Annotated in this window: 9 protein-coding genes; 3 read left to right on the top strand and 6 right to left on the bottom strand. The window is 75.4% G+C overall.

Features of this window, described 5'->3' with window-relative positions:
* The first annotated feature begins 354 nt into the window (after window positions 1–354).
* Window positions 355–4095, top strand: a complete 3741-nt coding sequence (locus BJP40_RS07125) for an ABC transporter ATP-binding protein (protein ID WP_071279521.1) — start codon at window positions 355–357, stop codon at window positions 4093–4095.
* Between the two features lie 253 nt (window positions 4096–4348).
* Entirely contained in the window at window positions 4349–4753 is a 405-nt protein-coding gene (locus BJP40_RS07120; RefSeq protein WP_226962662.1) for a hypothetical protein, read from the top strand.
* Between the two features lie 41 nt (window positions 4754–4794).
* Here BJP40_RS07120 and BJP40_RS07115 read toward each other — a convergent pair whose 3' ends face one another.
* Window positions 4795–6666 carry a glycoside hydrolase family 3 protein gene (locus BJP40_RS07115; RefSeq protein WP_071279520.1) on the bottom strand — a complete coding sequence of 624 codons (1872 nt, stop codon included), beginning with the start codon at window positions 6664–6666 and terminating at the stop codon, window positions 4795–4797.
* 548 nt (window positions 6667–7214) lie between these two features.
* Here BJP40_RS07115 and BJP40_RS07110 point away from each other — a divergent pair.
* Window positions 7215–7994, top strand: coding sequence for an SDR family NAD(P)-dependent oxidoreductase (locus BJP40_RS07110; RefSeq protein WP_071266977.1), 780 nt, complete (start codon window positions 7215–7217; stop codon window positions 7992–7994).
* Between the two features lie 359 nt (window positions 7995–8353).
* Here BJP40_RS07110 and BJP40_RS07105 read toward each other — a convergent pair whose 3' ends face one another.
* From BJP40_RS07105 to BJP40_RS07085, 5 genes are all read right to left on the bottom strand, one after another.
* Window positions 8354–8758, bottom strand: a complete 405-nt coding sequence (locus tag BJP40_RS07105; protein ID WP_071266975.1) for a hypothetical protein — start codon at window positions 8756–8758, stop codon at window positions 8354–8356.
* A 12-nt stretch (window positions 8759–8770) separates the two neighbouring features.
* Window positions 8771–9301 carry a DUF1203 domain-containing protein gene (locus tag BJP40_RS07100; protein ID WP_071266973.1) on the bottom strand — a complete coding sequence of 177 codons (531 nt, stop codon included), beginning with the start codon at window positions 9299–9301 and terminating at the stop codon, window positions 8771–8773.
* A gap of 144 nt (window positions 9302–9445) precedes the next feature.
* Entirely contained in the window at window positions 9446–10402 is a 957-nt protein-coding gene (locus BJP40_RS07095) for a hypothetical protein (protein WP_226962663.1), read from the bottom strand.
* A 503-nt stretch (window positions 10403–10905) separates the two neighbouring features.
* Window positions 10906–11097, bottom strand: a complete 192-nt coding sequence (locus BJP40_RS07090; RefSeq protein ID WP_071279518.1) for a DUF397 domain-containing protein — start codon at window positions 11095–11097, stop codon at window positions 10906–10908.
* Complete coding sequence (locus tag BJP40_RS07085) at window positions 11094–11984, bottom strand: helix-turn-helix transcriptional regulator (RefSeq protein WP_319020107.1); 891 nt, start codon at window positions 11982–11984, stop codon at window positions 11094–11096. Before BJP40_RS07085 ends, BJP40_RS07090 begins: the two co-directional genes overlap by 4 nt.
* Between the last annotated feature and the right edge of the window lie 35 nt (window positions 11985–12019).

Raw genomic sequence — 12019 nt, 5'->3', positions numbered from 1 at the left:
CCGGCCGGGCCCGTGACCCGCCGGCCACTGCGCCGCCGTCGGCCCGGGGGCCGGCGGCGGCTTCCCGGTCGCCGGCGCCACCGCGCCCCGGCAGAGCCCCCGGCACGGCCCGCGGGGCGCGGCGCCGCCCTCAGGCCCCCGGCCCCGCGCACCACGGGAGCCGCAAGGCCCGGGCCGAAGGCCAGGAGTGGTCCCCGGGCCCCGGGCCGAAGGCCGGGACCCGTCACCAGGACCTAGGCCGAAGGTCGGGACCTGTCACCCCCGCGGCACCCGCGGGATGAAATCCCGGCCGCGCCTGGTTGGTGCCTTCCGGTAGAGCAGCGGAAGAGCACGACAGCGGGAGGTCGAGCACACGTGGCGTCGGCGACGGGGGAAGGCACGGCGGACCAGGGGTGGGCCCGGCGACTGTGGGAGTACTGCCGGAGGCACCCCGTCGATGTGTGGCTGGCCCTCGGCTCGTCGCTCGGCGGCATGGCCCTCATGGCCGTCGTGCCGCTCATCACCAAGATCGTCATCGATGACGTGATCGGGCAGGCCGACGGCTCGCTGCCCCTGTGGATCGGGCTGCTCGTCGGCTCCGCCCTCGCCGTGTACGTGCTGACGTACATCCGGCGCTACTACGGCGGGCGCCTCGCGCTCGACGTGCAGCACGACCTGCGGACCGAGATGTACGGGTCGATCGCCCGGCTCGACGGGCGGCGGCAGGACGAGCTGTCCACCGGCCAGGTCGTCGGCCGGGCCACCAGCGACCTCCAGCTCATCCAGGGCCTCCTCTTCATGCTCCCGATGACCATCGGGAACGTCCTGCTGTTCGTCATCTCGCTCGGCATCATGGCGTGGCTGTCCCCGCCGCTCACCCTCGTCGTGCTCGCCGTCGCGCCCGCCCTGTGGGCCATCGCCCGGCGCAGCCGCACCCGGCTCCACCCCGCCACCTGGTACGCCCAGACGCAGGCCGCGCACGTCGCCGGGGTCGTCGACGGCGCCGTCACCGGGGTGCGGGTCGTCAAGGGCTTCGGGCAGGAGGAGCAGGAGACCGGCAAGATCAGGGACGCGAGCCGCACGCTGTTCGCCGGGCGGCTGCGGACCATCCGGCTGAACTCCCGCTACACCCCCGCCCTCCAGGCGGTGCCCGCCCTCGGGCAGGTCGCCATGCTGGCGATCGGCGGCTGGCTGGCCACCCGCGGCCAGATCACCCTCGGCACCTTCGTCGCGTTCTCCACGTACCTCGCGCAGCTCGTCGGACCCGTCCGCATGCTCGCCATGGTCCTCACCGTCGGCCAGCAGGCCCGCGCCGGCGCCGAGCGCGTCATGGAGCTGATCGACACCCGCCCCTCCCTCCGGGACGGCACCCGCGCGCTCCCGGCCGACGCACCCGCCCGCGTCGAGTTCGACGACGTGTCCTTCGGCTACGCGGGCGGCACGAAACCGGTCCTGGACGGCTTCTCCCTCACCATCGAGCCCGGCGAGACCGTCGCCGTCGTGGGCGCCTCCGGCAGCGGCAAGTCGACGGTCTCCCTGCTGCTGCCCCGGTTCTACGACGTGACCGGCGGCGCCGTCCGCGTCGGCGGGCACGACGTGCGGGAGCTGACCCTGGAGTCGCTGCGGGCCGCGACCGGCCTCGTGCCGGAGGACTCCTTCCTGTTCTCCGACACCGTCCGCGCCAACATCGCCTACGGCCGGCCCGACGCCACCGACGAGGAGGTCGAAGCCGCCGCCCGCGCCGCGCAGGCCGACCGCTTCATCGCCGAGCTGCCCGACGGGTACGCCACGACCGTCGGCGAGCACGGCCTGACCCTCTCCGGCGGCCAGCGCCAGCGCATCGCCCTGGCCCGCGCCCTCCTCACCGACCCGCGGCTGCTGCTCCTCGACGACGCCACCTCCGCGGTCGACGCCCGCGTCGAGCACGAGATCCACGAGGCGCTGCGGTCCGTGATGGCCGGCCGTACCACGCTGCTCATCGCGCACCGGCGGTCCACCCTCGGCCTGGCGGACCGCATCGCCGTCCTCGACCGGGGACGGCTGTCCGACATCGGCACCCACGAGGAGCTCCAGGCGCGCTCCGCGCTCTACCGCCGGCTGCTGACCGATCCCGAGGGGCTCGGCGGCGTGTCGCCGGGCCACACGCCGCGGGCCGGGGCGGCCGGGGACGGCGACCGCACCGTGCGCGACGAGCTCGACGCCGAGTTCGACGCGGAGCGCGGCATCACCCCGCACCTGTGGGACCGCGCCGGCGCCGAGGGACCGGACCGGGCGGACGCCGACGCCGGCGCCACACCGGACCTGCTCGCCAAGGTCGCGGCGCTGCCCCCGGCCGTCGACGTCCCGGACGTCGACGAGGCGCGGGCCGTGCGGCCCGAGGAGTCGTACGGGCTGCGCAGGCTGCTGCGCGGCTTCGGTGTGCCGCTGCTGCTCAGCCTGCTGCTCGTCGCCGTCGACGCGGGCGCCGGGCTGATGCTGCCGGTGCTGATCCGGCACGGCATCGACGAGGGCGTCACGCAGCTGGCGCTCGGCGCGGTGTGGGCGGCCTCCGCGCTGGCGCTGCTGACGGTGGCCGTCCAGTGGGCGGCGCAGGTCGGCGAGACCCGGATGACCGGGCGGACCGGTGAGCGGGTGCTGTACGCGCTGCGGCTGAAGATCTTTGCGCAGCTCCAGCGGCTCGGGCTCGACTACTACGAGCGGGAGCTCACCGGGCGCATCATGACCCGGATGACGACGGACGTCGACGCCCTGTCCACGTTCCTCCAGACGGGCCTGGTCACCGCCTTCGTGTCGGTCGTCACCTTCTTCGGGATCATGGTCGCGCTGGTCGTCATCGACGTGCAGCTCGCCCTCGTCGTGTTCGCGACGCTGCCCGTGCTGATCGTCGGCACCGTGTTCTTCCGGCGGGCTAGCGTCAAGGCGTACGAGCTGGCGCGGGAGCGGATCAGCGTCGTCAACGCCGACCTCCAGGAGTCCGTGGCGGGCCTGCGGATCGTGCAGGCGTTCCGCCGCGAGCGGTCGGGCGCCGGGCGGTTCACCGAGCGGAGCCTCGCCTACCGGGCGGCGCGGGTGCGCGGCCAGTGGCTGATCTCCGTCTACTTCCCGTTCGTGCAGCTGCTGTCCTCGCTGGCCGCCGCCGCGGTGCTGGTGGTCGGCGCGGGCCGGATCGAGGCGGGGACGCTGACGGCCGGCGCGCTCGTCGCGTACCTCCTCTACATCGACCTGTTCTTCGCACCCGTGCAGCAGCTGTCGCAGGTCTTCGACGGCTACCAGCAGGCCGCGGTGTCGCTCGGCCGCATGCAGGAGCTGCTGCGGGAGCCGACATCCACCGCCCCGGCGGCCGACCCGCGGCCCGTGCCGTCGCTGAAGGGGGAGATCCGCTTCGAGGGCGTGTCCTTCTCGTACGGGGACGAGGAGGCCGCGCTGAGCGGCGTGGACCTGCGGATCCCCGCCGGGCAGACCGTGGCGTTCGTCGGCGAGACCGGCGCGGGGAAGTCGACCCTCGTCAAGCTGGTCGCCCGGTTCTACGACCCCACCGAAGGGCGGGTCACCGCCGACGGCACCGACCTGCGGGAGCTGGACCTCACCGCGTACCGGCACCGCCTCGGCGTCGTCCCGCAGGAGGCGTACCTCTTCCCCGGCACGGTCCGGGACGCCATCGCGTACGGGCGGCCGGACGCCACCGACGCGGAGGTGGAGGTCGCGGCCCGCGCGGTGGGCGCCCACGAGATGATCGCCACGCTGGACGGCGGCTACCTCCACGAGGTCGCCGAGCGGGGCCGCAACCTGTCGGCGGGCCAGCGGCAGCTGATCGCCCTGGCCCGCGCCGAGCTGGTCGACCCGGACGTCCTGCTGCTGGACGAGGCGACCGCCGCCCTCGACCTCGCGACGGAGGCGCAGGTCAACCAGGCCACCGAGCGGCTGGCCGGGCGCCGCACCACTCTGGTCGTCGCCCACCGGCTGACCACGGCCGCCCGCGCGGACCGCGTCGTCGTGATGGACCACGGCCGGGTCGCGGAGGACGGCAGCCACGAAGAGCTGCTGGCCCGGGGCGGCCGGTACGCGGAGCTGTGGCGCACGTTCATAGGGGAGGACGAGGCGGAACGGGTGGCCTGAGCGCCGCGCCCGGGGCGCTGCCGGAGCCGGGTGCAAGTTCACGGGCGCGGCCCCGTGCGGTCCCCGGCCCGGCGTTCGGCAGGACGGCCTCCGCACGTCGTCCGCGTCGGCCGGGACCATGCGCCCCGGGTTCGGCGGCTGCCCGCACCGGCCGCCCTCCGACCCGGCATACGGAAGGCAACCCTCCGAGCGTCGTCCGCGTCGTACGCAGGTACGGACCTGGACGTGGACGCACGAGGTGAGGGAGCACGCAGTGGGCGCTGGAGCAGGGCACACCGGCATACGGGCGGCCGCACGGACGCTCGCGGTCCTGGTCGCCGCCGGGCTGGCCCTCACCGGCCCGGGCGCGGTGACCGCCGACGCCGCCGCCCTCGCGGGCTGCTCGGGGCGGCTCGCCAAGACGGCCCGGTTCGCCGGCGGGGAGCTGCGTGTCTACAAGTCCCGCCAGTACGCCTGCGCCGTCACCGTCGCCGCGAAACCGGGCGTCCGCCGCAGCATGTCGGTGACGCTCCAGGCGCGCGGCGGCCGGGCCGTCACCGACAAGGGCCGCTTCACCCACCAGGCCGGGCCGGTCACCGTGCATGCCCTGAACCGCTGCGTCCGCGCCTCCGCCTCCCTCGCGGGGAAGAAGACCGCCACCGGGTGGATCCTGTGCTGACGGGATGACCGCCCGGGAGGGCGGCGGCCGCCCCGAGCGGATCAGTACGTCAGCCCGTGCCCGACCGGGTACAGCACCCGGTCCGGCGCGTCGGCACGGTGCACGGGCACGGGGAGCCGGCCCCGCGGCGGGGTCCGGCCCGCGAGGACCCGCGCGGCGGCCCGCAGCTCCACGTCGGTCCACGTGTACGTGGCGAGGGCGGCGCGGTGGCCGGTGAGCAGGCCCGCGTCGTACGGGTCGCGCACCGCCACCGCCACCACGGGCACGCCGGTGGCGGCGAGCCGGGCCACCAGGGCGCACTGCGCGTCCCCGGCCCTGACGTTGTACGTGCAGACGACGACCGCGTCACGGCCCGCGGCCGCCGCCACCGACTCCTCGATCCGCGCGGGGCCGGGCGTGAGGCCCGTCGCCAGGGCGGACGCGGTGAAGCCCAGCTCGGTGAGGGCCGCCGCGAGCACCGCCGTCGGAGGGCCCCCCGTGCCGGACGGGGACGCCGGGTCGGCCCCGACGACCAGCACGTCCCGGTGGGTGCGGCTGCTGAGCGGCAGCAGGCCGCCGGTGTTCAGCAGCAGCGTCGTCGTCGCGTCCGCGATCCGCTCGGCGGCCTGCCGGTGGGCCCGGCTGCCGACCAGCCGGTCCACGTCCTCGCGGACGGTGTACGGCTGCCGCAGCAGCCCCAGCTTCTCCTTCAGCCGCAGGATGCGCAGCACCGACGCGTCCAGCCGCTCCTGCGGGAGCTCCCCGTCCCGCACGGCGTCCCGCACGGCCGTCCATGCCAGCTCCAGGTCCGGCGGGTTGAGGAGCTGGTCGCAGCCCGCCTTCAGGGCGAGCACGGGCACCCGGTCGTCGCCGTACCGGGTGCGGACGCCCTCCATCCGCAGCGAGTCGGTCACCACCACCCCGTCGTAGCCGAGCCGTTCCCGCAGCAGCCCCGTCATGATCGGCCGGGACAGCGTCGCCGGGTCCCCGCCGGGGTCCAGGGACGGCACGACGATGTGCGCCGTCATCACGGCGTCCACCCCGGCGGCGACGGCCGCCCGGAACGGCGGCTCGTCGAGGAGGCCCCACTCCTCGCGGCTGTGCCCGATGGACGGCAGGTGGGTGTGGCTGTCGGCGGTGGTGTCGCCGTGGCCGGGGAAGTGCTTGGCGGTCGCGGCCACCCCGGCGTCCTGGAGGCCCCGCACCTGCGCGGCCACCAGGCGGGCCGCGGCCCGCGGGTCGGCGCCGAAGGAACGGACCCCGATGACCGGGTTGGCGGGATCGACGTTCACGTCCGCGACCGGCGCGTAGTTCTGCCGGACCCCGAGCGCGGCCAGCTCCGTCCCGGCGATCCGCGCGGCCAGCCGGGCCAGGTCCGGGGAGCCCGCGGCACCCAGCGCCATCGCGCCGGGCAGCAGGGTGGCGGGCGCGCCGATCCGGGCGACGGCACCGTGCTCCTGGTCGGTGGAGACGAGAAGCGGCACGGGCACGCGCTGGGCGAGCGCCGCGCGCTGCAACCCGTCGGACAGGTCGGCGATCTGGCGCGGGTCGCGGGTGTTGTGCGCCCACCGGAAGTAGATGACGCCGCCGACGTGGTACCGCCCGACGAGTTCGGCGGCGGTGCGCACCCCGAACTCCCGCAGGTTCGCCGCGGCGTCCTCCGGGTCCGGGTCGGTGGCGGAGTGCCCGTACGCCCGGGTGACGAAGAGCTGACCGACCTTCTCCTCCAGGCTCATGCGGGCCAGGAGCCGCGCCGCCCGCGTCTCGGCACCCCCGGCGGTGCGGGCGGCCCCGGCGGCGCGGGCCCCCGGCGGGGCCGCGGCGGCGAGGGCGGCGGCGGTGGCGGCGGCACCGGCGAGGACGGTGCGTCGGGAGGGGGCGGCGCGTTCCTGCACGGACAAGGGTGCTCCTTCCGGCCCGTATGCAACGGACATTCCGTGGCATGACGACCAACAGGCCACGCTTAGGGGAAAGCCGTGACCGGCGCAAGGAAGCGCGCAGACGACGCGCCGCCCTCGCGGCCGGCGAGGAGCGGGGCCCGGCGGTGGGTGGCCGGTCGGACGATGGGCGGCACCGGACGGGATGCGCCCGTGGGCGGACGGTCGGGCGGCGGGTGGGTGCGGCCCGGGCCGGGAAGAGCGGGAAGGTTCCGGCGGTGGGTGCGGGTGTGGGACCGCGGGTCCTCGCGGACGGCGGGGACCTCCGACCGCGGGTGGGGCGCGGGGCTGGGGGCCTGTCGGTGGCGGCGGGAGCCTCCGGCAGCGGCGAGGGTGGGGGCCGGGGGCGGCCGGAGCCTCCGGCGGAGGGTGCGGACGCGGGCGACGGACCGGTGCGGGTGAGGCGACGGGCATGGTCGGTGCGGCGGCCGGAGGGCGGAAGCGGCCGGCGCAGGCGGGCCGTCGGACCAGCGGCGGGGCGCGGGCCGGGGCCGGCGCTCCGGGGCCTCGGCGGGAACCGTACGGCCCCGTGAGAGGCTGCGGCCATGGCCACGGACACGTACCTCTCCGACCTCTTCTCGCTGGACGGCCGCGTCGCCGTCGTCACCGGCGGCAGCTCCGGCATCGGCCGGGCCATCGCCGAGGCCCTCGCCCAGGCCGGGGCCCGCCTCGTCGTGATCGCCCGGCGGAAGGCCGAACTCGCCGCCACCGTCGAGGCGCTGGAGGCCCGGGGATGCCGGGCCGCCTGGGTGAGCGCCGACCTCGGCACCCGCGACGGGGTGCGGGCGGCCGCGGAGGAGGCGGCCGCCGTGTACGGCGAGCCGGACATCCTCGTCAACTCCGCGGGCGTCAACCTCCGCCCGCACCTGAGCGACCTCGGCGAGGACGTCTGGGACACGACCCTGGCCGTGAACCTGGAGGCACCGTTCCTCCTCGGTCAGCGCTTCGGCCCCGGCATGGCCGAACGCGGCTTCGGCCGGATCGTGCACGTCAGCTCGCAGCAGGCCCACCGCGCCTTCGTCCAAAGCGGCGCGTACGGCGTGTCGAAGGGCGGGCTGGAGGCACTGGCCCGCTCCCAGGCGGAGGCGTGGTCCCCGCACGGCGTCACCTGCAACACGCTGGTGCCGGGCTTCGTCATGACGGCGCTGAACGCCCACCTGTCCTCCGACCCGGACAGGGTCGCCGCCCTCGCCGCCCGCACCTTCGTGGGCCGCAACGGACAGCCGGAGGACTTCGCGGGCGCCGCCGTGTTCCTCGCGAGCCGCGCCGCCGCGTACGTCACCGGCCAGGCGATCCACGTGGACGGCGGCTTCTCGGTCCACTGACCCGCCGCGGTCCCGGCTCCCGCCGGACGGCGGGCCGCAGGCCGGCCGCCGCCGCGGCCAGACGCGGGACGCCGCACCCGCTGGATCGTCCGCGTTCCATCCCTTCACCGGACGCCGGGCCCGCGGGCCCACCGCCCCGGCCTTCGGAAGTCCGCCCGGGCGGCGGCGCGGGGCCCCGCTGCCCCGGCCCGTACACCGACCGGCCCTGAACGCTGTCCCTACCGGCCGTCAGCCGCGAACCCTCGGCCGCAGCCGTCAGCGGCGAACCGTGACAGATCGGCCGCCGACCGGACCCGGGCCGTGCCCGGTCGGTCGTGTGCCGCGCGCCCCGTCGGTCGCGTGCCACCGCGCGCCGCCCGTCACCGGGCGGGGAACGGCGCCAGCTCCGCGTCCCAGGCGTCGGCCGCGCGCAGCAGCCCGGCGGGCCCCACCCGTACGTCGACTGCGTCCGGCAGCCCGGGACCGGCGTGGGCGAGCCCCACCCGCACCCCCTCGGGGACGCGACGGAACGTCAGGGTGGGCTCGATGAAGTCCAGTACGGCGGGGGCGCCACCGTCGGCCGCCGCCTCCCGCAGCCACGCTGACAGCCGCCGCGCCTCGTCCGTCAGCAGGCACGGCTCGGTGAACGTCCGGCGCCCCTCAGGGGTGACGACCTCGCCGCGCACGACCAGCCAGTTGTCGTCGTACGCGTCGCCCCTGGCCGCGGCGAACTCGTACCGCATCACCTTCAGCCCGATCCCGCACCCCTGATCGTCGAACAGCATCCGCACACCCTCTCACGGGGCGGGTGTCCCGTCCTCGGCGGACGGACGCCGCACCTCGAAGTGGAAGCACCCGTACTCCACCGCGCGGACGTGCACGAGCACCACGTCCGGATCGGCGAACGCGTCGTCGAAGGCCGCGTCGAAGGCGGCCGTGGCGTCGGCCGGGACCTTCAGGAGACGGCCCCCCGCGATGCGGCCCCTGGCGTCATAGCGGCGCACGGTACGCAGCGCGCCCGGCCTGGCGGAGGGGTAGCCCGCACCGGGAGCGAGCCCGCCGCAGTCGTCGGCGTGGACGAAGACGGGTCCCTGCTCGTCGTAGGCACCCGGATCCACGCCGCGGGCGGCGGCCCAGCGGCGCAGCGGGGCGTACGAGACGAGGGCGATCCGCTCGCCGGGCGCGACCGGGCGCAGGCAGCAGCGCAGCGGGGAACCCGCGTCGTCGCCGGTCGCGAGGTACGGAACGCAGGGGCGGCCCGCGTCATCGGTGACGCGCAGCTCCTTGAGGGCGGCCGGGTCGACGGGCAGCACGGTGTACGCGGTCATGCACCCATGCTGGGCCGCCCCGCGGCGACCTGCTGGCGGGAACCGGACATCACGGTGGCTGCGGGCCCGCGGCAGGGCGGAACGGGCACCCGGCGGCGGACCGCCGGCCGCCGGGGGGGGGCCGACGCCCCCAGCCGGAGCGGCTCAACTACTCCGGAGCCGCACCCCGTAGCGGCTGCGCAGCCGCGCGACCTCCCACCACGCCACCGCCGTCACCGACGCCGGGCCGCCGAGGAGCGCGGCGAGCTGCACCGGCGGCGGGCCCGGCGGGAGGCCGCCGACGGCCAGGTTGATGGCCGCGAACTCCCACACCAGCACCCCGGTCAGCAATGCGGGCAGCGTCGGGTGCACCAGCGTCGTGTTGAACGCGCTGCGCACCGCGCGCCCCGAGGAGAACGCCACGAACATCGCCGTCCACACGGGCGGCAGCATCAGCAGGAACCCCACCGGCATCCACACCGGCTCGGCCGGGAGCTGACGGCCGAGCAGCACCGAACCCCACACCAGCAGCGGCGTCGCCGTGAACGCGCCGAAGTACCACAGCACCGACCGCACGGCGGGCCGCACACCCCGGCGCATGCCCGGACGGGCGTGCACCGGGGCCAGCCGGAAGAGCACGAGCACCACGAGCGGCGTGCTGAGCAGCAGCAGCCACGGCGTGAACGCCAACCGCATCGTGAACTGCTGCCACGCCTGGTCCCAGTCCTCCCCGCTGCCGTACGCGGCGAGGATCACGAAGGAGGCCAGCGCGGCGGCCCACGCGCGGGTCTTCTGGGCCCGCGCCACGGACGGGTCGGTGACGGTGCGCTGGTCGGCGGGGAAGACCCGCCGCGCCTGCGTCCGCGCCGACCGCACCAGTGGGTAGCCGGCGAACAGCAGCATCGCGGGCCACACGCACAACAGCAGCGGCACCCACAGGCAGCCGCTGACCCGGCCCGCCAGCTCCCGCAGCGTCGGCCAGTCGTCCTCGCGGAACCGCGCCGACAGCGAGGGCGGCGGCGCGGGGTACCCGTACGCGTGGGGCGGCGGGTACGCGGCGGGGTGGGGTGCCCGCGGACCCGGGACGTACGGCCCCTGCGGCGGATACGGTGGCGACGCCACCGGCCGGCCGTGAGAACCCTGCGCGTACGGGTTCCCGGCGTACGGATTCCCCCCGTAAGGGTTCCCGTTGTACGGATTCCCGCCGTATGGCTGCTGTCCCCCGAACGACACCCTGGCGCCCCTCTGCTGCGGTGAAACGTCTGACAGGAGGTCAACTCCTATCGCACGCGACGGCCTCGGGCGAAGCCGAGCACCAAGGGAGCCGCCCTGCCGCGCGTCTCACCGCCCCGCCGACGCCTCGCATCGCGCGTGTCCGGCGGCCGACAGCGCGGGTGGCTCCGCCACCTCCGCTTCTCGTACTCCCAGCGCACCCGGGCGCCGGGACCGCCTCCGACGCCCCCGAGGCAGCCCCCAGCGGCAGGACGCCCGCGCCGAGCGGCACCGGCGCGCTCTCCTCGTGCGAGGCGATGTCCCTGACCGACATGCGGCGCCGGCCATGCGGCCGAAGCCACCGCCGGGCAGGCGCCCGGACACGCCCGGCAGCGCGGCGCGGCCTGGCCCCCTTACGAGGCCGGCGCGCCCGGGTGGCGCAGGAAGCGGGCCCAGGCGGTGGGGGAGACGGTGAGGGCGGGGCGGCGGGTGTCCTTCGAGTCCCGGACGTGGACGGAGCCGGTGCCGCGGGCTACTTCGATGCAGTTGTCGCCTGCGCCGCCGCTGTAGCTGCTCTTGGACCAGTGCAGGTCTGGGGTGCTCATGGGGCTCCTCGCAGTTGCTCCAACAGGCGGATCGACGCCTCCGGGTCGAGAGCCTGTCCACGCATCCTGCCATAGCGCTGCAGCAACGTACTGACCTGATTCGGGTCGTTGTAGAGCAGGCTCGCTTGGTGACCCTCCACGTAGCCGACCCATTCGTGATCGGGGCCCTCAGCCAGATACAGAGACCCTTCGAGCCCGGCATGGGCAGTGCGGCGCCGGGGCATGACGAGGAGTTCCACGTTCCGGAGCCTGGCGCAGGAGAGGAGATGGCTGATGAGGTTGCGGGTGACTTCGGGCCCCCCGAGTTCCCGCTCGACCAGATGCTGTTCCATGACGAAGCTGAACATCGTGGTGCCCCGCTCCGTCAGCAGACGCTGCCGCGCCAGCCGGGCGGCCACTTGGAGCTCCAACTGCTCATCCGTGAGCGGCGGAAGATAGCAGTTCATCACCTCCCTCATGTACGCTTCCGGCTGCAGTAGCCCCGGCACGACGCGGCACTCGTACGCGTTCAGCGTCAGTGCCTGCTCTTCGACCTCGGCCCAGTGCTGGAACCACGAGGCCAGCCCCGCCTTCCGGTTCAGCTTCTTCGCCGCGGCTTTCAGGGCACCTGCTGCCGTTGGGCCGAGAACGGGTTCCACCCGCTCCGGTAGATCGCGCGGTGGGAACCGCCTCCCCTGCTCGATCTTGGCGATGTAGTGCACCGAGTACCGGATCTTCGGGGCGAAGCTCTCCTGCGTGTAGCCCGCGTCCTGGCGGAACGCCTGCAGCACCGCGCCGTACACCTGCAACCCTTCGGAGACCTCCTCCTCCGGCGTCCTGTCGTCGCACCCGTCGACATCACCCACTGCCATCGCCGCCCCGCTTCCGCTGTTCGGTGTGTGCCTCACCCGACGACGGAATCCTTACGGTGCGTGACTCGCCC

The organism is Streptomyces sp. CC53, from assembly GCF_001865245.1.
Classification (GTDB): Bacteria; Actinomycetota; Actinomycetes; order Streptomycetales; family Streptomycetaceae; genus Streptomyces.
This window is presented reverse-complemented; position numbering and strand designations above follow the sequence as displayed.

Coding starts and splice junctions, on each gene's coding strand:
- BJP40_RS07115 (WP_071279520.1), bottom strand. CDS start 6,666: ATGTCCGTTGCATACGGGCCGGAAGGAGCACCCTTGTCCGTGCAGGAA.
- BJP40_RS07105 (WP_071266975.1), bottom strand. CDS start 8,758: ATGCTGTTCGACGATCAGGGGTGCGGGATCGGGCTGAAGGTGATGCGG.
- BJP40_RS07090 (WP_071279518.1), bottom strand. CDS start 11,097: ATGAGCACCCCAGACCTGCACTGGTCCAAGAGCAGCTACAGCGGCGGC.
- BJP40_RS07100 (WP_071266973.1), bottom strand. CDS start 9,301: ATGACCGCGTACACCGTGCTGCCCGTCGACCCGGCCGCCCTCAAGGAG.
- BJP40_RS07110 (WP_071266977.1), top strand. CDS start 7,215: ATGGCCACGGACACGTACCTCTCCGACCTCTTCTCGCTGGACGGCCGC.